Below are 20,267 nucleotides of genomic sequence, written 5' to 3'. Positions count from 1 at the left end.
TCCGGCTCGGACGGCGTCTTGGAAAACTCTGAGGTCTATGTAAGCGGGTCTTTGCCCGCTCACAAGCGATTACTCTGCCGCAGCAGCTTTTGTGACCTTCAGTGAACCGCCCGCTTTCTCAACTGCCTCGACGGCAGATTTCGAAGCACCGGCTACTTCAAGGTTCACCTTGGCGCTGATTTCGCCTTTGGCCAGAACGCGGATACCGTCCAGCTTGCGGCGCACCAGACCGGACGCAACCAAAGCGTCTTCGGTGATCGCAGCCGAAGCGTCCAGCTTGCCGGCGTCGACGAATTTCTGGATCAGGCCCAGATTGATAACGGCGAATTCCTTGCGGTTCGGCTTGTTGAAGCCGCGCTTGGGCAGTCGCTGGTACAGCGGCATCTGGCCGCCTTCGTAGCCATTGATGGCCACACCCGAACGGGATTTCTGGCCTTTGATACCACGGCCACCCATTTTACCTTTGCCGGAACCGGGACCACGGCCAACGCGGGTGCGTTTCGGTGCGGCGCCAGGATTGTCGCGCAGTTCGTTCAGTTTCATATCGCTTCTCCTAAGCCGGATGTGACCCCGAAGCGTGATGGGCCAAACACGGCATTTCTTGGTTTTGATTCTCGTGGCGGAAAGCCACCGCAGGCGTATAGGCCCGATGACCGCACTTGACAAGCCTGTAGATTGTCCTGCGCCGCGAAGTGTCGGCATGAGGTCTTGAGCCCAGTGTTACGCAAAGGGCACCTCTGCCGGCCTTTGACCGAAAAGTGACCGTGAAATGCAGCGACCTTTACAAAAACCGCTTGCTATGTCGGGGGGGTCGTCTATCCGGTGGCCTGCAAACACTTGACTGGCAGGCATATGACTGAACCCTCTCTCTCCCTCCGCGACAAGCCGGAGACCACCGCCGCACGTGACTGGGTAACAACGCTTGCCAAATATCGCGAACCGGACCAAATGCGCAGCTCTTTTGAACTGGGCGTAAGCATTGTCCCCTTTTTCGGGCTGTGGGCTTTGTCCTGGATGTCACTGTCAGTCAGCTATTGGCTGGCCTTTGTGATTTCCGTCCTCAATGCTGCCTTTCTGTTGCGCTTGTTTGCCATCCAGCATGATTGCGGGCACGGCGCGTTTTTCAAAAACCGCGCCGTCAGCGACTGGATCGGGCGCGGCATCGGAGTTCTGACACTGACACCATATGATGTCTGGCGCCGCACGCATTCCACGCATCACAACAGTTCCGGCAACCTGGACAAGCGCGGGATGGGCGATATCCACACCCTGACCGTGGCGGAGTATCGGGCCAAAACACCACTGAACAGGTTCTGGTACCGCGTGTACCGAAACCCGATCACCTTGTTCGTGCTTGGCCCTGGCTATCTGTTCCTGTTTCAAAACCGCCTTCCGCTGGGCCTGACAGACAGCGTCAGGTTCTGGGTCAGCGCCATGGCGACGAATCTTGCGATTCTGGTTGCCCTTGTGGCCATCTACTATTTTGGCGGGCTGATGCCGATGTTGCTGATCTTTCTGCCGTCGACTCTGATTGCCGCAACGGCCGGAGTTTGGCTGTTTTATGTACAACACCAGTTCGAGAACACGCATTGGGACGCCGATGCAGACTGGCAACTGCATGAAGCGGCGCTGCACGGAAGTTCGCACTATATCCTGCCCTCGGTGTTGCAGTGGTTCAGTGCCAATATCGGCATCCACCATGTACACCACCTCTACAGCCGCATTCCGTTCTACCGTCTGACCGAAGTGCTGCGCGATCATGAAGAACTGGCAAACAGCAACCGAATGACCATCCGGGAAAGCCTCGCCAATGCGCGGCTTCACCTGTGGGACGAGAAGAACCGTCGTCTTTTGTCCTTCGCCGAGGCCCGCGCACTTTATGGGTAACAGGCATGCCCGGCGCTTTCATTTCTGAAATCAAAGCGCATGCCTTGCGTCAACGGCAGGCGTGTGGCGCGGGACAATCTCCATCCATCGCGATGACTTTGGTGGGCGTTATGTTGACAGAGAATGCGCGCGTCACAAACCAGTATTCAGCCGAAGCAAACGCAGGCGAGATAAAGACATCTTCATCCGGATCGCGGCTGGTTTGGTCGCCGACGACTGGACGGGACAGCGATCACGATTGACGCAAACCGCATCGCGCCCTGCATTGCTGCGAAAAGGTCGCGTGACCATCTGGTGACATGAACACCACTCTGCACGGCATTTGTGATGACCAAATGCGGCCGTTCAACCCGTTCGTCGACACTGGGCAAGGCGTGGGCACCGTAAAAGAAAACTCGCCCCCCGCGCATGTGGGCACGGCAGAAATCGGTCATGCCCTTGCACAAATCGAACGAAATCCCTTGTCACACCCCCGCCCCGATGCCATATGCAAAGAGCTTACGTTTTTCTATTCGACCTACTGTCTCCTTCATCGGCAGTCAGTCTATCGATACAGACCGACGACGCCAGGCTGCCGCAACTCCGTGGGCAGCACTCAAACAGGAGACACGGATATGCCAGCAGGCACCGTAAAATGGTTCAACACCACCAAAGGCTTCGGCTTCATCGCACCGGAAGAGGGCGGCAAAGATGTATTCGTACACATCTCGGCTGTCGAACGTTCGGGCCTGACCGGTCTGGCCGACAACCAGAAAGTCACGTACGAGCTGCGCGCCGGTCGTGACGGCCGCGAAAGCGCCGACAGCATCCAGCTGGCCTGAGCTTGATATCGGGTGAGGGGATCCCCCTCGCCCCTTTCCCGCCACAACCTCGGGTGGCAGACAGGACACATCACGTCCACGTGATGACTGCCCTATAATTGACCAAATATCATATGATGATGAAATTGGTTTCAGTTTCATTGGTCATTCGACGAGGGTTTCGATGTTTACACGCCGTATTTTTCTGGCCGGAACAGCAGCAAGCATGTTGCCGGGCATCGCCCGCGCCAAAAAGGCGGTCGAGTATGATCCGACGCCGCAATTCGTGCGCATCAAGAAACAGTTCGTACCAGGACAGCTGCTGGTCGCGCCCCGGTCGTTCTACCTTTACTTCGTCACGGAACCTCGCAAGGCGATCCGCTATGGATGCGGCGTCGGCAAAGCGGGGTTGGAGTTTACCGGCACGGCCACCATCGATGTGAAAAAGGAATGGCCGACCTGGCGCCCGACGGATGAGATGATCGAACGTGATCCCGTCGCTTACGCCAAATTCAAGGACAATGACTATGTCCAACCCGGCGGAGGAGATAACCCGCTGGGCGCGCGCGCGCTGTACCTGTTCCAGAACGGTGTCGATACCTATTTCCGCATCCACGGCACGACGCAGCCGCAGACCATTGGCCGGGCAGTGTCCAACGGTTGCATACGAATGCTGAACGAGCATGTGATCGATTTGTACAACCGGGTCCCGATCGGAACAGTTGTCACGGTCGTCTAGGTGCCCATGGATGTGCGCCTATTCCGCTTGACCCGCCTGATCAACAAGCTTCAGAACGGACGGCCCCAGTGATTCAACGATCTTTGCCACCCCATCCGCGTTTGGATGTATTCCGTCCGACTGCATGAACTGCGATACCGCACCGGGGTCGCCCTCTGCCGCAAGACCTTCAAAGAAACTGGCGGTGAAGAGGACGTCGAACTCTTTCGCCAGGTCTGGGTACATCCCGTCGAAAGCTTGCTTGTAATCGGCCCCGTAGTTGCCCGGCGCCTGCATACCGATTAGCAGAACCGGTACATTCACGCCCCGCGCCACGTCCAGGATCCTGCGCAGATTGGCCTTTGATACGGCAGGGTCGATCCCCCGCAGCAGGTCGTTGCCGCCAAGGGCAACGATCATGCCATCCACATCCGGTGTCAGGGTCCAGTCCACACGTGCGGCCCCGCCCGCCGTCGTGTCACCCGAAACGCCTGCGTTGATGACGCGGACATCCGCGCCCTGCGTCTGCAACCAGCGTTCAAGCTGCGGAACAAACCCGCTTTCCTCCACCAGCCCATAGCCCTGAGTCAGCGAGTCCCCCAATGCCGCAATCACCACTTGTTCGGCTGTGGCCGCAAAACCGCACCACGTGAAAAGGCCTGCTATCAAAGCCTTGCGCAATGCGGTGATCGCTCCATATCCCAAAAGACCGCTCCTTTTTCGGGTAGACCCATGACGACTGCTGTTCTCACCCTCCAAGATGCCTCTTTGTCCCTGGATGGCAATGCCGGGCGGGTCGATATTCTGCATGACATTACGTTGACTGTGGACAAAGGCGAGACTCTGGGGCTTATCGGGCCTTCTGGCTCGGGCAAGTCTTCGCTGCTGATGTTGATGGCGGGGTTGGAACAAGTGACGCGCGGTCAAATCATGGCGCTGGGTCAGGAGCTGACCGACATGGATGAGGACGCTCTAGCCCGGTTTCGACGCGATAGTATGGGGGTGGTGTTTCAGAACTTCCACCTGATCCCGACGATGACCGCGCTTGAAAACGTAGCAACCCCACTGGAACTGGCGGGGCACAAGGATGCGTTCGACCGGGCCAAGCAAGAGCTGGACGCCGTTGGCCTGTCGCACCGTCGCGATCATTACCCGGCGCAACTGTCGGGCGGAGAACAACAGCGTGTTGCCTTGGCACGAGCATCTGCGCCGCGCCCCAAAATCCTGTTGGCTGATGAACCGACCGGGAATCTGGACGAAACCAACGGGGCCGCAATTGTTGATTTGCTGTTTGGTTTGCGCCGGAAATACGATGCAACCCTGGTTCTGGTGACACACAGCCATTCATTGGCCGAAAGATGTGACCGGGTCGTTCGGTTGCGTGACGGCAGGATCGCCGAAGAGACCCGGCAGGAGGCCGCGGAATGAGCCTGCGGATGGCCGGGCGGCTCGCCCGCCGCGAGCTTCGCGGAGGCCTGAGTGGTTTTCGGATCTTTCTGGCCTGTTTGGCGTTGGGGGTCGCCGCCATCGCGGCCGTCGGGTCGGTGCGGCAAGCCATACTGGCTGGGCTTGCGCAAGAAGGGGCCTCGCTGCTGGGGGGCGATTCCGAACTTGAATTCACCTATCGATTTGCCGACCCGGCCGAGCGCGCCTGGATGCAACAGACATCCGTCCAGATGTCCGAGGTTGTTGATTTCCGCTCGATGGCCGTTGTGCCCGGCGCGACAGATCCGGAACGAGCACTGACTCAGGTCAAGTCGGTCGACAACGCGTACCCACTTGTCGGCTCGGTACGGCTGGAACCAGAGATCCCGCTGGAAGACGCCCTGAACGGCAGTTCCGGCTTGCCCGGGGCCGTGATGGAACCTGTGCTGATGGACCGGCTTGGGTTGTCCGTCGGTGATCGGTTTTCACTTGGGGCGCAAGAGTTCATCCTGACGGCAGCCCTGGTGGACGAGCCCGACAGCGCGGCGGATGGGTTTGGCCTTGGGCCGCGCACTCTGGTCCGAACCGAGGCATTGCAGGCGTCCGGTCTGCTGGAACCCGGAACACTGTTTTCAACAAAATACAGGATGATCCTGCCCCGGAACGCAGATCTTTCGGATGTATCCGCAAAGGCTGATGCGGCATTCGAAGGCACGGGGATGCGCTGGACGGATGCGCGCAACGGTGCCCCCGGGATATCCGAGTTCGTCAATCGCCTGAGCGCATTTCTTGTCCTTGTCGGGCTGTCCGGGCTTGCCGTCGGCGGCATCGGCGTTTCTGCCGCCGTGCGTGCTTATCTGGCGCAGAAGACGGAAACCGTTGCCACACTGCGCACCTTGGGGGCCGATCGCGCCACCATTTTTCAAACCTACATGTTTCAAATTGGCGTTCTGTCCGTCTTCGGGATCGCGATCGGCCTGACGTTGGGTGGATTGGCGCCGCTTGTTCTGGCCCCACTGCTGGAAAGCCAATTGCCGGTTCCAGCAGTGTTTTCCCTTTATCCACAGCCGCTGATCGAGGCGGCAATATACGGTCTGCTCACAGCGTTCCTGTTCACACTCTGGCCTTTGGCCCGCACCGAAGATGTGCGCGCCGCGACGTTGTTTCGCGACGCGTTGAGCTCGGCCCGCCCCTTTCCACGTCTGATTTACGTCGTGGCAACGGGTGTCGGGCTGTTGTTGCTGATCGCCCTGGCATCATGGTTCAGCGGCTCGACGCGGCTTACCGTCTGGACCGGCGGCGGGCTTGTCGGTGCACTGGCGCTGTTGGCCCTCGCCGCTTATGCCATTCGCAAACTGGCCCGGGCTGGGACTTCGTTGGCCCGCGGGCGACCCACAGTCAGATGGGCGTTGTCGGCCATCTCGGACCCACGCGAAGGCGCAGGGTCTGTGGTTCTGTCACTGGGGCTGGGCCTGTCGGTGCTGGCTGCGGTCGGGCAGATCGACGGTACCCTGCGCAACGCCATTTCGGGCAACCTGCCGGATGTCGCGCCGTCGTACTTCTTCGTGGACATCCAGAAAGATCAAATGCCCGGCTTCACCGAACGCCTGCAAAGCGACCCCGCGGTCAGCCGCATTGAAAGCGCGCCGATGTTGCGCGGGATCATCACGCAGATCAACGGCCAGCCCGCTCGGGACGTGGCCGGAGATCACTGGGTGTTGGAAGGGGATCGCGGCGTGACCTATTCGGTTCAACCGCCACCGAAAGCACGCCTGACCGCAGGGGAATGGTGGGCCGAAGATTACGCAGGTGCGCCGCAGGTCAGCTTTGCCGCCGAAGAAGCCGAAGAGATGGGCCTGAACCTGGGCGACCAACTGACCGTCAATATCCTTGGGCGTAACATCACGGCAGAGCTGACGTCCCTGCGCGAGGTAGATTTCTCTACCGCGGGAATGGGCTTTGTCATGTCGATGAACCCCACTGCGCTGGCCGGTGCGCCGCACAGCTTAATCGCGACGGTCTATGCCGAAGAACAGGCCGAGGCGGCCATCCTGCGGGATCTTGCAGGCCAGTTCCCCAATATCACGGCCATCCGGGTGCGCGACGCCATTGATCGTGTCTCGGGCCTGCTGGCAGGCATCGCCGCAACGACCTCGTACGGTGCAGGAGTATCGCTGCTGACCGGATTTCTGGTTCTGATCGGCGCAGCGGCGGCGGGCGAACCTGCCCGCAGATACGAAGCAGCAATCCTCAGGACATTGGGTTCGGACCGTGGCCGTATCCTGCGCAGCTTTGGCCTGCGATCCGTTCTGCTTGGGGCCGCTGCGGGATGCGTCGCGCTGTTCGTTGGCATTCTGGGCGGCTGGGCCGTTGCCACCTACATCTTCGACACAGAGTTCACGGTGATCTGGTCATCGGCCTTCGGCATCGTTCTGGCCGGGATTGGCGTCACGTTATGTGCTGGGCTGGCATTTGCCCTGCGTCCACTTTCGGTGCGTCCGGCGCGCATATTGCGCGCGAGCGATTGAAATCAGCGCACGCAGGCCACGGGCTGCAAGAGCCTCAGCAGCGGATCATTGTCACATACCAGCGCATCCAGGGTAACATCGTCGAGGGACGCATAGAACACCTCTGCCGCGTCCTGAAGCGCAAGCCTCAGCCGGCAGGCATCCGTGAGCGGGCACGTGTTGTCCGCGTCGGCGAAACATTCGGCAATGGGCAAAGCCCCTTCAACATGCCGGAACACCGCACCGATGCGTATCTGATCCGCGGGGCGCGCCAGTGACATGCCACCGTTACGACCGCGCTGCGTGCTCAGATAGTTCAGCTGGCTCAGCTGATTGATCACCTGCGCCAGATGGTTTTCCGAAATGTTGCACACTTCGGCGATTTCGGATTTCGTGACCAGCCTGTCCGGGTGAGCTGCGCAATACATCAACAGGCGCACAGCGATATTCGTCCTTTTGGTAATCCGCATGAGGGCCTCCCTAAATTCAAGATGCAACCTTATTGCATGTCCGGGAAAAAAGCGGTTTGACATACATCAATCGACCCAAAGGACACTTCTTGGATGGCCGACCCCTATTTCTTTGGCTATGGCAGCCTCGTGAACCTCGCGACGCATGATTTCCCCGATCCGCGCCCCGCGCGACTGAAGGGTTGGCGGCGGGCCTGGCGGCACACCGATCTGCGACCCGTGGCGTTTCTGACTGCCGTGCCCGACCCGAAGTCAGAGATCGAAGGCATGATTGCGCATGTTCCCAATAATGACTGGGCCGCGCTGGATGAACGGGAATGGGCGTATGACCGGATTCCTGCAACGCAGTCGGTTTCACATCCCCTGACGCACGACGTCGAAATAGCTGTCTACGCCGTCCCGCAGGATCGGCACAGCCAGCCCAGCAATCACCACCCGTTGCTGCTCAGCTATATCGATGTTGTCGTGCAGGGTTACTTGCGGGCATTCGGCGAGGACGGCGCGGATCGATTCTTTGAGACGACAACAGGCTGGGACGCCCCGATCCTGAATGATCGCGCCGAACCGCGTTACCCACGCCACCAGCAACTCAAACCTGTCGAACGTGATTTTGTCGATGACCGCCTGACAAGTCTGTCGGTTCGGTTCGTACAGCCGGCGTAACAAAAAGGGCCACGCCGATGACGTGGCCCAGAAAATTGGTGTGCCACCACGTTAGCCGCGCGCGCGGATCACCTGTAGCAACGGCATCAGCGCAGCCATTTCCGGGCCGCGCTCCATGCCGGTCAACGCTTTGCGCAGTGGCATGAACAGGCCTTTGCCCTTGCGACCGGTTGCCTCTTTCACGGCTTTGGTCCAGGTGCCCCACGTGTCACCATCGAACGGGCCTTCGGGCAGCAAAGCCATCGCCTGGGTAATGAATTCCCGATCTTCATCGGCGATCAGGGGATCGGCCCCGTCACGGCACAGCTCCCACCAGCCCTTGAGATCGGCCAGGGTGGTGATGTTTTCACGGGCCATTGCCCAGAAAGGTTCTGCCAATTCATCGGGAACACCGGCATCCGCAACGGCACTGGCCACATCGGTCAGCGACAGCGATTGCAAATACCTGGCAGTCAGCGGGAACAGGTCCTGCACATCGAACTTGGTCGGCGCGGCGCCAAACCGGTTCACATCGAACCCTTCGATCAGTTCGGCCATTTCCGAGCGCAGCTCAACCGGGTCAGACGAGCCCAGACGTGCCATCAGGCTCAGCAGCGCCATAGGCTGCACACCCTGCTCGCGCAGATCGCGCAACGCCAGCGTGCCCAGACGTTTCGACAGCGCCTCACCCTGCGGGCCGGTCAGCAGCGAATGGTGGGCAAAGCGCGGGCAGGTGCCCCCCAGCGCCTTGATGATCTGTATTTGCGTCGCCGTGTTGGTCACATGGTCCGAGCCGCGCACTACATCCGTGACGCCCATCTCGGTGTCATCCACCACCGACGCGATCGTATAAAGAACCTGACCATCGCCACGGATCAGCACCGGGTCCGAAACGGACGCCGCATCGATCGAGATGTCACCCAAGATGCCATCGGTCCATTCGATCCGTTCATGATCCAGCTTGAAGCGCCAGACACCATTGCCGCGCTCAGTGCGCAGGGCCTCTTTCTCGGCATCCGACAGGTTCAGCGCAGCGCGGTCATAGACCGGCGGCTTGCCCATGTTCAGTTGCTTCTTGCGTTTCAGATCCAGCTCGGTCGGCGTTTCGAAAGCTTCGTAAAAACGACCCATCGCGCGCAGCTTGTCGGCCGCTTCGGCATAGCGGTCCAGACGGTCCGACTGGCGCTCGACCCGGTCCCAATGCAAACCCAGCCATTCCAGGTCCTGCTTGATGGCATCGACGTATTCTTCCTTCGACCGCTCAGGGTCTGTGTCGTCGATGCGCAGGATGAACGTACCGCCTGCCTTGCGGGCGATCAGATAGTTCATCAGGGCGGTGCGCAGGTTGCCCACATGGATGTAACCGGTGGGCGACGGGGCGAAACGGGTGGTTGTCATGGGTGTCTCCTGTTGGCGCGGCTCTTGTCACAAAGGCGCGATTTTGTCCAGCCGCCGCTTGATCCATCAGGTGATTCAGAAAGGTTTCACCGGCCACACCCTGTCGAGGTCGTCCAGTCCGGCGCGAATGAGTTCGCGCAAAACACCCGTGTCGATATCCGCCAGTTTGTTGACGTAAAGACAGGACTTGCCCAGCTTGTGCTTTCCCAATCTGGCCATGAGATCCGCAAAATCTGCGTAACCCGGCATGGTGTAAATCACCAAAGCTGATTTGCGCGGCGAAAAACCGGTTGCCAGAAAGTCCCCTTCACGACCCGTTTTGTAGCGATAATGGTAGCGGCCATACCCGACGATCGACGGGCCCCACATGACCGGTTTAAACCCGGTGGTGGCGCGAAACAACTTGTCAAGCTGGTGCGCGTCTTCAGCACGGCGCGCCGGTTGAACCGTTTTCAGGAAATTCTCGACGCTTTGATCTGTCGGAACTGTCTTATTGTCTGATCGCGCCATGAACAAAAATTAACACGTATTATTCATCCATGCACCCCATCTGAATGGCGTATAAACTGGCAAGAAACTCTCGACGCCCTAACTGCAACATTGATGTCCTGACAGGGAGAACGAAGATGACAATAAAACTTACACGCCGCGCCGCTTTGGGAAGTGCCGTTGCCTTGCCGTTTGCAGCTGCGGCCGCACCGGTTCTGGCCGCCAGCCCGGAAACCAAAGCAAACTCGACCATCGCAAGGTCATTTCATATTGGCGACTTCACGGTCACGACCCTGCTGGATGGCAGCTTTCCACGCGACGGAGCCAAAGAGATTTTTGGGGGCGGAGCGACGGACGATGAATTTGCCAAGGTTTCGGCTGAAAACTTCATTCCGGCAGACGTCGCACAGTTTTTCTTTACCCCCTCACTGGTCAACACAGGATCAGAGCTGGTTCTGTTTGATACCGGTCTGGGGCAAGGTGGCATACAGGCCGCGCTGGCAGATGCGGGTGTGACCCCGGATCAGATCGATGTGGTCGTGATAACGCATATGCACCCTGACCATATCGGTGGCATGACCACCGAAGGCGCGCCCACCTTCGCCAATGCGCGCTACGTGACGGCGTCTCCGGAGTATGATTTCTGGGCTGCGCAGGACGCAGGCAATCGCGTGGGCGATCTGGTCGCTGAAAAAGTCACACCGCTGGCCGAGAAAATGACCTTTGTCGAAGACGGAGGCGAGGTTGCCTCGGGCATTACCGCAGTGGCCGCTTATGGCCACACACCGGGCCACACGGTCTACCATCTGGAAAGTAACGGGCAACGTCTGGTGCTGACGGCGGATTTGGCCAACCACTATGTCTGGTCTTTCGCCCATCCCGAATGGGAAGTCCGGTTTGACATGGACAAGGCCGCAGCCACTGCCGCACGCCGCGATGTTCTTGGCATGCTGGCTGCCGACAAGGTACCTATGGTCGGCTATCACATGCCATTCCCCGGCGCCGGGTATGTTGAGACCCGTGGAGAAGGCTTTCGCTTTGTCCCGGTCAGCTACCAGATGATGGGCTGAGCGTTCAGTACCCCGGATCCGGCCGCACTTTTGAACCGTCACTGAACCGCGACAAGCGAAAGGCGGCCGGGTCCACGCAAGGCGTTGTTTCGGCAACCAGATCGGCCATCAGCCGCCCCGCCCCGGGCCCGATTCCGAAACCATGGCCCGAAAACCCCATGGCAATGTACATTCCCGGCAGATCATCCACGCCCGAGATGACGGGAATGGCATCCGGCGTCACATCGATCATACCTGCCCAGCTTTGTACGATCTCGCCTGTTTGCACAGCGGGGTATCCCTTGCATGCACTGGCCCAGGCGCGTCGCAACGTTTTTTGAGACGGCTCAGGGTCCAGGATCCGGCACTGTTCGAATGGTGTCACATCGGTTGGCAGCCATCTTCGGTTCTGTTGTGCTTCGATCGTCCAGCGTTTGGACAGGCGAAAGCGCAGAGATTTCCACTCCTGCACAAAAGCCGGCAGGAACTGAATCGCCAATCGAAAACTGTCCGGCACGATGTCCACGGTATTCTCATGACCGGACGCAATAGTGTACCCGCCATCTGCCCGTTTTCGGATCGCAAAGTCATCCGACCACAACGCCGCCTCGGGCCCCTCTGCGATAGGAGATGTGCGCAGGACCGTATTCAGAACCTTCAACTGCGGCAGCTCGATCCCAGCATTTCCTGCAAACAGGCGCGACCACGCACCCCCGGCCAGAACGACGCGGCCGCTGGCAACTTTGCCGCGCTCGGTGAAAACACCGGCGATACGTCCAGCCTGAATGTCCAAACTGCGCACGGCGCAATTCGTCATGATCACCGCGCCCCGAGCCCGCGCAGCTTCGGCAATGGCGGGGGCTGTCCATTGAGGTTCGGCACGACCGTCCTTCGGCATGTACAAAGCGGATTCAAAGCCCGATTGGTTGCCGTGCAAAAGGTCTTCCAACTCACCGCCCGAAACCATCCGCGCGCCGGTCTGCAATCCTTCGACATGGTGCAGCCAACGTTCCATGTTGCCGGCATCCCGCTTGCCGGATGCGCCAAAAAGGATACCGGATCGGGTGTAACCTGTCTTGCGGTCCAGCCGGTCATCGAGCGTCTGCCAGATGCGCGACGATTCCTGCATCAGGGGTATCTCTCTTGGGTCCCGCATCCCAAGACGGACCCAACCCCAATTGCGAGAACTTTGTTCGGCTGCAATCTGCCCTTTTTCGCACAAAAGAACCGAAGCGCCCCGCTCTGCCAGTTCCAATGCGGTTGAAACGCCGATGATTCCGCCGCCGATGACCACGACATCCACGGTTTTGGGCAGGGCAAGATCAGGTTCTACAGGAGTCGGTTTGGGCGCGGTCATCAATAAGCCTTACTCTGTCACTTGGACCGCTATGGAGACCAAAAGACAAAGCATGGGCAATACAAACTGCCACCGCAACATACGATTTTCGGCTTCTGTGACCCAGACGCCTGAGGTTAAAAGCGCGGGGCCAAAGGTTACGCTGCGCCGGACAGTTCCGCCCATTTCTGACGCAAGATCGCGGACAACCGGTTTTCCTTCAGCGCCGCTTGCGCGGATACGTCTTCCTGTGGAAGCAATTGCGGAAACTCTGGCCGCAACATGGCCGCTTTCTGATCTTCCGACTGCCGCGGCTCATTCAACAGATCGGCAATTGCTGCATCCAGTTTTTCTTCATCCAAATCTTGCGGCAAAGATTCCATTGTGCGCCATTTCAAAGGCGCATGAAGCGATCTTTCAACATTCTCGTACATTTTAACACCAAACCATTTACTCAGACATCCAACCCCGGATACGCCGCGATCACCACGGCTGGCCTTCGCCATCAACAACAATGCGTCGCATCCGCCCCACATTGGGCAACTTCCAAGCAAAAATGTGTCAGAAAAATGTCACCCAAGCAAGCCAGAGATGGCCTTTTTCGCCCCGTTGCACGGGCTTTGCCCCTCGATCAGGGGACAATGCGCAGCGCGGAAACTTCACTGTTTCCGAACTGACGGGTTTGGCTTCGATTTCAGTGACGATCACGCCAGCGATTTACGATCGGGTACCGCCGGTCCAGCCAGAATGCCCGCTTGCTCAAGCGTGTGCCCGGAGCGGACTGGAACCGTTTGTACTCGCTGATATAGATCAGGTGCTCGACCTTTCGCGCGTCCGCCTCGTCAAATCCGGCGGCGACGCAATCCGCGATGGAGCCATCCTGATCGACCAGAATGTCAAGTATCGCGTCCAGTACGGGATAGTCCGGCAGACTGTCGCTGTCTTTCTGATCTTCGCGCAGTTCGGCGCTGGGGGGTTTGTCGATGACGGACGGGCGAATGACCTCTCCGTCAGGCCCCATCATCCAGTCTCGATGGTTGGCGTTGCGCCAGCGGCAGGTTTCGAACACGCGGGTCTTGTACAGATCCTTGATCGGGTTGTAGCCGCCATTCATATCACCATAGATCGTGGCATAGCCCACCGCGACCTCGGACTTGTTGCCGGTGGTCAACAGCATTTCGCCGAATTTGTTCGAGATTGCCATCAGCAAAAGCCCGCGCAGGCGCGACTGAATGTTCTCCTCGGTCAAGCCTTCGTCCAACCCCGCAAATAGCGGAGCGAGCGTGTTGGTGACAGCAGCCCGGCTTTCCGAAATCGGCACATGGTCATAGTGCACACCAAGCGCCTTGGCGACGGCCTCGGCATCGTCCAATGACGCTTGGCTGGTATATTCCGACGGCAACATCACGCAGCGAACATTGTCGGCCCCGATGGCATCCACCGCGATGGTCGCCACCAACGCGGAATCGATCCCTCCGGACAGTCCCAGAACTGCTTTTTTGAAACCGGTCTTGCCCATATAGTCCCGCAGGGACTGCACCATCGCGCGATAATCCTGCTCCCACACATCCGGCTGGGGCACGATTTCTGTCGGCACAATGCGCCAGCCATCGTCGCCGCGCTCAAGATCCACCTGCGCAACCACTTCGTCGAATACCGGCATCCGGAAGGCCAGCTCTCCGCCCGGGTTGAGACCGAAGCTGGCACCGTCAAAGACCTGATCGTCCTGCCCGCCAACCATGTTCAGGTAGATCAGCGGCAGGCCCGTTTCGACCACGCGCGCGACCATATGGTTCAGACGTACATCGTATTTGTTCCGGAAATAGGGCGACCCATTGGGGATCAGCAGAAACTCGGCCCCGGTTTCCTCAAGGGTTTCCGCCACATCCGGGTGCCAGCCATCCTCGCAGATGGGGCTGCCGATCCGGAAGTTGCCAACCGAATAAGGACCACCCAGAGGACCCGCATCATACAGGCGCACTTCGTCGAAAACAGTCTCATTCGGCAAGTGGTGCTTCAGAACCTTGCTGGTGATCCGCCCCCCCTTCAGGATCAGATAGGCATTGTACAACTTGCCATCATCGACCCACGGACCACCCAGGGCAATCGCGGGTCCATCGGCGCATTTTCCGGCCAGAGTCTCGACCGCATCCATGGCCGCGCGATGAAACACCGGCTTCAGCACCAGATCCTGCGTGTTGTATCCGGTGATGAACATCTCGGGGAACGCCACCAGATCGGCGCCCGCCGCTTTGCCCTGTTCCCACGCGGCAACGACCTTGGCCGCATTGCCGTCGATATCCCCTACGGTCGGGTTCAGTTGCGCCAGAGTGATGCGGAAACGGTCGGCCATGCTGCCCTCTTGCCTCGTCAGTCCTACTGCCATTTAGCAGATCACCGCGCGAGTAAAAGGCCAATGCGGCAAAACCCGTTGCCCTGCCCTCGACGGTGTCCTAGTTTTGCGCCCAGGGATGCAACCAACGATGATCCGGCAGGCAGGACCAAAATGAACGTGATCCGAAACTTAATTGGGGCTGTGGCCATGAGCCTGGCAGCTGCGACCGCTGTTGCGCAGGACGGCACGATTATCGTCAAGGATGACGAAGTGGGCGGCGTCTACGAGGGCACTTATGAGAATGGCCTGCGCCACGGGACGGGTACGTATCGGCTGCCCAACGGGTTCGAATACACCGGCCAGTGGGTGGAAGGCGAAATTCAAGGCCAGGGCATCACCAAGTACCCGGATGGATCGGTTTATGAAGGCGCGTTCGTCAAAGGTCAGCCGGACGGGCGCGGCAAGATCGTTTACGCCAATGGCAGCAGCTATGACGGTGAATGGTCCAACGGATCCATTAACGGCACGGGCATCGCTGAATTTGCCAATGGCTCGCGCTATGAGGGTGAGTTCAGGAACGCGCAACGGCACGGCAAGGGCAAACTGACCTTTCCCGACGGATATGTCTACGATGGCGACTGGGTGGACGGTCAGCGGCAAGGTAAGGCCACGATCACCTATGCCGATGGCAGCGTTTACGAAGGCGATGTCAACGCCGGCTTGCGCGATGGCACAGGCACCCAGACGATGCCTGACGGAATGGTGTACGAAGGCGAATGGACGCAGGACCAGATCACCGGAACTGGTCGCCTGACCTATGCCAATGGTGATGTGTATGAAGGCGAGCTTGTGCAGGGGCGCCGTCAGGGCAAAGGCAAAGTAACTCACGCGTCAGGGGACGTCTATGAGGGCGACTTTGTCGATGATCGCCGCCATGGCAAGGGCACGTTCACCGGAACCGATGGATTTGTGTACACCGGCGACTGGAACCAGGGTCAGATAGAAGGCCTGGGTGAGCTGACCTATCCCGACGGTTCGGTTTACGTGGGCGATTTCGTGGCCGATCTGGCGGAAGGAAACGGCCGCATCACCTATCCCGACGGCTCCACTTACGAGGGTGAGTGGATCGCTGGCGTTATCGAAGGTCAGGGTACAGCGACCTATGCCACCGGCATGATCTACAGGGGCCAGTTCAAAAACGCGCAAAGCCACGGCAAGGGTGTGATGACCCGCGCGGACGGTTCGATCTATGACGGAGACTGGGTCAACGGGGTCCGTCAGGGAAAAGGCAAGGCGACCTACTCTGACGGCACGGTCTACACCGGGGACTTCGTGAACGGAAAGCGTCACGGCAAAGGAGAAATCGTGACCCCTGCCGGGTTCAAGTATGTCGGCGACTGGTCCGAAGGCAAAATCAACGGTGAAGGCATAGCGACCTATTCGAACGGCGACGTCTATGAGGGCAACTTTGTCGACAACAAGAGGCAGGGCAGCGGAACCATGCGCTATGCCAACGGACAAGAAGAAACTGGTATCTGGGAAAACGGTGTTTTGCCAAATCAAACCCCGGACCAGCAGGGCGGCGCAGACGCTCCGGCACAGCAGACAGACCCGGATTCAGAGGCGGCACAACCAGATCCGTCTGGCGAATGATCGCTCACCAAGGAACAGGTTTTCCGGCCCAGTCAAAGAACCCACCGGTATCCGCCGGGCGCAACCCGCCGATCACGGACATCAGGTTGCGCGCGGCTTCACCGGGTTCAACGGCAGGGTGCCGTCCCAGATATTTCCGAGTAAACTCTGTCTTGACCGTGCCGGGATGCAGCGCAACACATATCGCCTGTTTATGGGTCCGGGCCAATTCAATTGCCGAAGTATGGACGATTTGATTGACCGCGGCCTTGGCCGCGCGGTAGCTGATCCAGCCGCCCATCCGATTGTCGCCAATGGACCCGACCCGCGCGGACAATACAGCAAATACCGAACGCCGCTGTCGCGGCAACAACTGATGGGCCCGGCTTAGCACCAACGCCGGACCTACGGCATTCAGAGCAAACTGGTCCATCATTGCCCTTGCCGAAACAGATCGAATGGTCTTTTCGGGCGCATTGCCTGAAATTTCCAGCGCCCCGGAAGCGACAAGAACAAGATCGAACGGGCCCGATAAGCGATCAAGCATCCGGCTCGCTTGATCTGGCTCCATCAGATCGAACCCCTCGACAGAGCGCGAGAGGCACGTCACCGCAACGCCCTGTGCCTCCAATTGCTCGCGTACGGCCGCACCAATCCCGCCGGACGCACCAATGATCAAAGCAGTATCCATCTGTGACCAGCTAGCGGCATGGACGGATCAATCAAGGGACGGGAATTTCCAACCCCCTGCACCGCAACTTGTCGAAAATTGGTTCTTTTCATTCCCGGCGGCGTCTGTATAACCTCAGACCCATGATCAACTGCGCAGATATCCCTTTTGCCAAAGCCGCCCCTCGCGGCGCGGTTCTGCGTGGCCTACTGATCCTAATCCGCCTCTGAGCGTGCCATCCGGCGCGCCCGCTCAGAGGAGGACGCCAGCGCGCCAACAGGCTTTAGGACAGACAAGAAAGAGATTCCCATGACCAACGTGACCGACCAAGACCGCGTCTTGATCTTCGATACCACTTTGCGCGACGGCGAGCAGAGCCCCGGCGCGACCATGACCCATGACGAAAAGCTCGAGATTGCCGAACTGTTGGATGACATGGGCGTCGACATCATCGAAGCCGGTTTTCCGATCGCATCCGAAGGTGACTTCAAAGCGGTAACCGAGATCGCACAACGATCCAAAAACAGCCGCATCTGCGGTCTGGCCCGCGCCAATTTCGCCGATATCGATCGCTGCTGGGAGGCGGTCAAACACGCGGAACAGAACCGCATTCACACCTTCATCGGCACCTCTCCACTGCACCGCGCCATTCCGAACCTGACTCAGGACGAGATGGCGGACAAAATTCACGAAACGGTCAGCCACGCGCGCAACCTGTGCGAAAACGTGCAGTGGTCGCCGATGGATGCAACCCGGACCGAATGGGATTACCTGTGCCGCGTCATCGAAATCGCGATCAAGGCCGGGGCAACCACCATCAACATCCCCGACACCGTGGGATATACTGCGCCTCTGGAATCCGCTGACCTGATCAAACGCCTGATCGAAACGGTTCCGGGCGCAGATGAGGTGATCTTTGCCACCCATTGTCATAACGACCTTGGCATGGCGACAGCGAATTCGCTGGCGGCGGTCATCGGTGGCGCACGCCAGATCGAATGCACCATCAACGGCCTGGGCGAACGCGCCGGCAACACCGCCCTGGAAGAGGTCGTGATGGCAATGCGCACGCGCAATGACATCATGCCCTTCCACACCGGGATCGACACGACCAAGATCATGCATATCTCGCGCCGGGTCGCTACGGTGTCGGGCTTCAACGTGCAGTTCAACAAGGCCATCGTCGGCAAGAACGCGTTTGCCCACGAAAGCGGCATCCATCAGGACGGCATGCTCAAGAACCGCGACAATTTCGAGATCATGCGCCCCGAGGATATCGGCCTGTCGGGCACGTCCCTGCCTCTGGGCAAACACTCGGGCCGCGCGGCTCTGCGCGACAAACTGGAAACGCTGGGTTTTGAAGTTGGCGACAATCAACTCAAAGACATCTTCGTGCGGTTCAAGGATCTGGCGGATCGCAAGAAAGAAGTGTTCGACGACGATCTCATTGCGCTGATGACGTTGGACGAGGCGGACGACTATCTGCAATTGGTGTCGATGAAAGTCACCTGCGGCACCGGCGGCCAGGCGGAATCGACGGTCGAGCTGGAAGTCGACGGCAAGGACGTCATCGCAACTGAACACGGTGACGGGCCGGTAGACGCAACCTTCAAGGCGATCCGTGCGATTTACCCCAACACGGCCCGTTTGCAGCTGTATCAGGTTCATGCGGTGACCGAAGGCACCGATGCGCAGGCCACGGTTTCGGTCAGGCTGGAAGAAGATGGCATGATCGCCACGGGTCAGTCGGCGAACACGGATACTGTCGTGGCTTCGGCCAAAGCCTATATCCACGCGCTGAACCGCCTGATCGTGCGCCGGGAAAAGACCGGCCCGGGCGCGGATGCCCGCGAAATCAGCTACAAAGACCTGACCTGATCAAAATTGGCGCGGTGAGGGGCTCCCGCACCTGCGGGTGCCCGGCTGCGCCGAGCACCCTTGCAGCTTTGGGCCCGGCAGCGCGCCTGCGGCGCGCTGGCGGGCCCAACATGTTTGACGGCATCTCTGATGCAGGCAAACAGGGCGGGAGTATCGGTTGCATTTCTTTGGCTGGCCTCAGAGGCCTGCAAATAGCTGCGACAGGCGTGTCGTCTCTTCCTCGATGCCGAATGGTGCGTTCAGAATGAACATCCCTGACCCCACCATCCGATGCCCCTCGCGCACCGGTGGGAACGTCACCTCATGGCAAATGGCCTTGGGGAAGTTTTGCGCTTTTAGCGTCGCGATCATCCGGGCGTGGCGTTTGTCCTTCAGAACCGGGTACCACAGCGCGATCACCCCGACATTCCATTTCCGGTGCAGTTTGGCAATCGCTGCGGGCAGTCGATCGTAGTCGGTCTTCACCTCATAGCTTGGGTCAATCAGCAATAGCCCCCGACGCGGCGTCGGAGGCAGCAGGGATTGCACCAGTTCAAACCCGTCCTGCCGATACACCTTCGCCCCGAACGGCGACATAGCCAAAGACAGCGCGGCATGTTCCTGGGGGTGCAGCTCGGCAAAATGCAGACTGTCCTGATCCCTCAACAGATGTGCTGCAATCATCGGCGATCCCGGATAGGCCGCGTCGCCGTGCCGGGCCCGTGTGTTTTCCAGAACCCGCGCCATCGGATGTCCGGGGCCGAACCACCCTTCTCGTTTCGCGCGCTCGATTCCCGCCGCCGCCTCGCCCGTCCTCATGGATTCGTCCGCGTCCAACTGGTACAGCCCTCGCCCGGAATGCGTTTCGACATAGCTGAGCGGCTTGTCCTTCTGCGTCAAATAATTCAGCACCCAGGCCAGCAATGCGTGCTTTTGGACATCAGCCAGATTCCCGGCGTGGTAAATATGTTGATAAGAGAGCATTTTGCCTTCTAAAGTCCCATTCAATAAGGCGGAAAGGTGCTGATTGTCGCGGAATCAGCCCTTTTACC

At 59.2% G+C, this 20,267-nt stretch carries 19 protein-coding genes; 9 read left to right on the top strand and 10 right to left on the bottom strand.

All coding sequences use genetic code 11. The features are described 5' to 3' along the window. Positions 1-69: 69 nt before the first annotated feature. On the bottom strand, positions 70-543 hold the full coding sequence (rplO, locus tag ACR0FB_RS14995; RefSeq protein WP_480621698.1) for a 50S ribosomal protein L15: 474 nt from the start codon (positions 541-543) through the stop codon (positions 70-72). Between the two features lie 309 nt (positions 544-852). Between rplO and ACR0FB_RS14990 the strand changes: the two genes are divergently transcribed. From ACR0FB_RS14990 to ACR0FB_RS14980, 3 genes are all read left to right on the top strand, one after another. Next, entirely contained in the window at positions 853-1,887 is a 1,035-nt protein-coding gene (locus tag ACR0FB_RS14990; protein ID WP_171634793.1) for a fatty acid desaturase, read from the top strand. A 614-nt stretch (positions 1,888-2,501) separates the two neighbouring features. Next, positions 2,502-2,708, top strand: coding sequence for a cold-shock protein (locus ACR0FB_RS14985; RefSeq protein WP_152456904.1), 207 nt, complete (start codon positions 2,502-2,504; stop codon positions 2,706-2,708). 163 nt (positions 2,709-2,871) lie between these two features. Beyond that, complete coding sequence (locus ACR0FB_RS14980; RefSeq protein WP_152456903.1) at positions 2,872-3,426, top strand: L,D-transpeptidase; 555 nt, start codon at positions 2,872-2,874, stop codon at positions 3,424-3,426. Between the two features lie 18 nt (positions 3,427-3,444). Here ACR0FB_RS14980 and ACR0FB_RS14975 read toward each other — a convergent pair whose 3' ends face one another. Beyond that, complete coding sequence (locus ACR0FB_RS14975) at positions 3,445-4,110, bottom strand: arylesterase (protein WP_171634795.1); 666 nt, start codon at positions 4,108-4,110, stop codon at positions 3,445-3,447. Between the two features lie 27 nt (positions 4,111-4,137). Here ACR0FB_RS14975 and ACR0FB_RS14970 point away from each other — a divergent pair, with 27 nt between their 5' ends. Further along, positions 4,138-4,833: an ABC transporter ATP-binding protein gene (locus tag ACR0FB_RS14970; protein ID WP_480621699.1), complete on the top strand. Its 696-nt coding sequence runs from the start codon at positions 4,138-4,140 to the stop codon at positions 4,831-4,833. Further along, entirely contained in the window at positions 4,830-7,358 is a 2,529-nt protein-coding gene (locus ACR0FB_RS14965) for an ABC transporter permease (protein WP_480621700.1), read from the top strand. The genes ACR0FB_RS14970 and ACR0FB_RS14965 overlap by 4 nt, the downstream gene beginning before the upstream one ends. A 2-nt stretch (positions 7,359-7,360) precedes the next feature. Here ACR0FB_RS14965 and ACR0FB_RS14960 read toward each other — a convergent pair whose 3' ends face one another. Next, positions 7,361-7,807 (bottom strand): RrF2 family transcriptional regulator, encoded by a 447-nt coding sequence (locus ACR0FB_RS14960; RefSeq protein WP_170346430.1) that lies wholly within the window; start codon positions 7,805-7,807, stop codon positions 7,361-7,363. A 93-nt stretch (positions 7,808-7,900) separates the two neighbouring features. On the opposite strand from ACR0FB_RS14960, the gene ACR0FB_RS14955 reads away from it, so the two are divergent. Continuing rightward, complete coding sequence (locus tag ACR0FB_RS14955) at positions 7,901-8,470, top strand: gamma-glutamylcyclotransferase family protein (protein ID WP_171331328.1); 570 nt, start codon at positions 7,901-7,903, stop codon at positions 8,468-8,470. Positions 8,471-8,521: 51 nt separating this feature from the next. On the opposite strand, the gene gltX is transcribed toward ACR0FB_RS14955, so the two are convergent. Next, positions 8,522-9,847 carry a glutamate--tRNA ligase gene (gltX, locus tag ACR0FB_RS14950; RefSeq protein ID WP_480621701.1) on the bottom strand — a complete coding sequence of 442 codons (1,326 nt, stop codon included), beginning with the start codon at positions 9,845-9,847 and terminating at the stop codon, positions 8,522-8,524. Positions 9,848-9,922: 75 nt separating this feature from the next. After that, positions 9,923-10,357 (bottom strand): DUF1801 domain-containing protein, encoded by a 435-nt coding sequence (locus tag ACR0FB_RS14945; protein ID WP_210093303.1) that lies wholly within the window; start codon positions 10,355-10,357, stop codon positions 9,923-9,925. Positions 10,358-10,473: 116 nt separating this feature from the next. Between ACR0FB_RS14945 and ACR0FB_RS14940 the strand changes: the two genes are divergently transcribed. Further along, entirely contained in the window at positions 10,474-11,406 is a 933-nt protein-coding gene (locus tag ACR0FB_RS14940; RefSeq protein WP_480621702.1) for an MBL fold metallo-hydrolase, read from the top strand. Between the two features lie 4 nt (positions 11,407-11,410). On the opposite strand, the gene ACR0FB_RS14935 is transcribed toward ACR0FB_RS14940, so the two are convergent. From ACR0FB_RS14935 to ACR0FB_RS14925, 3 genes are all read right to left on the bottom strand, one after another. Further along, positions 11,411-12,742, bottom strand: a complete 1,332-nt coding sequence (locus tag ACR0FB_RS14935) for an NAD(P)/FAD-dependent oxidoreductase (RefSeq protein WP_480621703.1) — start codon at positions 12,740-12,742, stop codon at positions 11,411-11,413. 137 nt (positions 12,743-12,879) lie between these two features. Then, positions 12,880-13,104: a hypothetical protein gene (locus tag ACR0FB_RS14930; protein WP_480621704.1), complete on the bottom strand. Its 225-nt coding sequence runs from the start codon at positions 13,102-13,104 to the stop codon at positions 12,880-12,882. Positions 13,105-13,415: 311 nt separating this feature from the next. Continuing rightward, on the bottom strand, positions 13,416-15,074 hold the full coding sequence (locus tag ACR0FB_RS14925; RefSeq protein WP_480621705.1) for an NAD+ synthase: 1,659 nt from the start codon (positions 15,072-15,074) through the stop codon (positions 13,416-13,418). A gap of 153 nt (positions 15,075-15,227) precedes the next feature. Here ACR0FB_RS14925 and ACR0FB_RS14920 point away from each other — a divergent pair, with 153 nt between their 5' ends. Beyond that, positions 15,228-16,709: an MORN repeat-containing protein gene (locus ACR0FB_RS14920; RefSeq protein ID WP_480621706.1), complete on the top strand. Its 1,482-nt coding sequence runs from the start codon at positions 15,228-15,230 to the stop codon at positions 16,707-16,709. 4 nt (positions 16,710-16,713) lie between these two features. Here ACR0FB_RS14920 and ACR0FB_RS14915 read toward each other — a convergent pair whose 3' ends face one another. After that, entirely contained in the window at positions 16,714-17,379 is a 666-nt protein-coding gene (locus ACR0FB_RS14915; RefSeq protein WP_171634821.1) for an SDR family NAD(P)-dependent oxidoreductase, read from the bottom strand. Positions 17,380-17,667: 288 nt separating this feature from the next. Here ACR0FB_RS14915 and ACR0FB_RS14910 point away from each other — a divergent pair, with 288 nt between their 5' ends. After that, a complete protein-coding gene (locus ACR0FB_RS14910) occupies positions 17,668-19,236 on the top strand; it encodes a 2-isopropylmalate synthase (RefSeq protein WP_171634829.1) in 1,569 nt (522 codons plus the stop codon). Positions 19,237-19,413: 177 nt separating this feature from the next. Here the strand turns inward: ACR0FB_RS14910 and ACR0FB_RS14905 are convergent, their stop codons facing one another. Continuing rightward, positions 19,414-20,199, bottom strand: a complete 786-nt coding sequence (locus ACR0FB_RS14905) for a 23S rRNA (adenine(2030)-N(6))-methyltransferase RlmJ (RefSeq protein WP_171634832.1) — start codon at positions 20,197-20,199, stop codon at positions 19,414-19,416. Between the last annotated feature and the right edge of the window lie 68 nt (positions 20,200-20,267).

Source organism: Ruegeria sp. P10 (genome assembly GCF_056534925.1).
This window is presented reverse-complemented; position numbering and strand designations above follow the sequence as displayed.

Bases quoted from the DNA above. Each gene is read 5' to 3' on its own strand.
- rplO (WP_480621698.1), bottom strand. From the start codon at position 543: ATGAAACTGAACGAACTGCGCGACAATCCTGGCGCCGCACCGAAACGC.
- ACR0FB_RS14990 (WP_171634793.1), top strand. From the start codon at position 853: ATGACTGAACCCTCTCTCTCCCTCCGCGACAAGCCGGAGACCACCGCC.
- ACR0FB_RS14985 (WP_152456904.1), top strand. From the start codon at position 2,502: ATGCCAGCAGGCACCGTAAAATGGTTCAACACCACCAAAGGCTTCGGC.
- ACR0FB_RS14980 (WP_152456903.1), top strand. From the start codon at position 2,872: ATGTTTACACGCCGTATTTTTCTGGCCGGAACAGCAGCAAGCATGTTG.
- ACR0FB_RS14970 (WP_480621699.1), top strand. From the start codon at position 4,138: ATGACGACTGCTGTTCTCACCCTCCAAGATGCCTCTTTGTCCCTGGAT.
- ACR0FB_RS14965 (WP_480621700.1), top strand. From the start codon at position 4,830: ATGAGCCTGCGGATGGCCGGGCGGCTCGCCCGCCGCGAGCTTCGCGGA.
- ACR0FB_RS14960 (WP_170346430.1), bottom strand. From the start codon at position 7,807: ATGCGGATTACCAAAAGGACGAATATCGCTGTGCGCCTGTTGATGTAT.
- ACR0FB_RS14955 (WP_171331328.1), top strand. From the start codon at position 7,901: ATGGCCGACCCCTATTTCTTTGGCTATGGCAGCCTCGTGAACCTCGCG.
- gltX (WP_480621701.1), bottom strand. From the start codon at position 9,847: ATGACAACCACCCGTTTCGCCCCGTCGCCCACCGGTTACATCCATGTG.
- ACR0FB_RS14945 (WP_210093303.1), bottom strand. From the start codon at position 10,357: ATGGCGCGATCAGACAATAAGACAGTTCCGACAGATCAAAGCGTCGAG.
- ACR0FB_RS14940 (WP_480621702.1), top strand. From the start codon at position 10,474: ATGACAATAAAACTTACACGCCGCGCCGCTTTGGGAAGTGCCGTTGCC.
- ACR0FB_RS14935 (WP_480621703.1), bottom strand. From the start codon at position 12,742: ATGACCGCGCCCAAACCGACTCCTGTAGAACCTGATCTTGCCCTGCCC.
- ACR0FB_RS14930 (WP_480621704.1), bottom strand. From the start codon at position 13,104: ATGGAATCTTTGCCGCAAGATTTGGATGAAGAAAAACTGGATGCAGCA.
- ACR0FB_RS14925 (WP_480621705.1), bottom strand. From the start codon at position 15,074: ATGGCCGACCGTTTCCGCATCACTCTGGCGCAACTGAACCCGACCGTA.
- ACR0FB_RS14920 (WP_480621706.1), top strand. From the start codon at position 15,228: ATGAACGTGATCCGAAACTTAATTGGGGCTGTGGCCATGAGCCTGGCA.
- ACR0FB_RS14915 (WP_171634821.1), bottom strand. From the start codon at position 17,379: ATGGATACTGCTTTGATCATTGGTGCGTCCGGCGGGATTGGTGCGGCC.
- ACR0FB_RS14910 (WP_171634829.1), top strand. From the start codon at position 17,668: ATGACCAACGTGACCGACCAAGACCGCGTCTTGATCTTCGATACCACT.
- ACR0FB_RS14905 (WP_171634832.1), bottom strand. From the start codon at position 20,199: ATGCTCTCTTATCAACATATTTACCACGCCGGGAATCTGGCTGATGTC.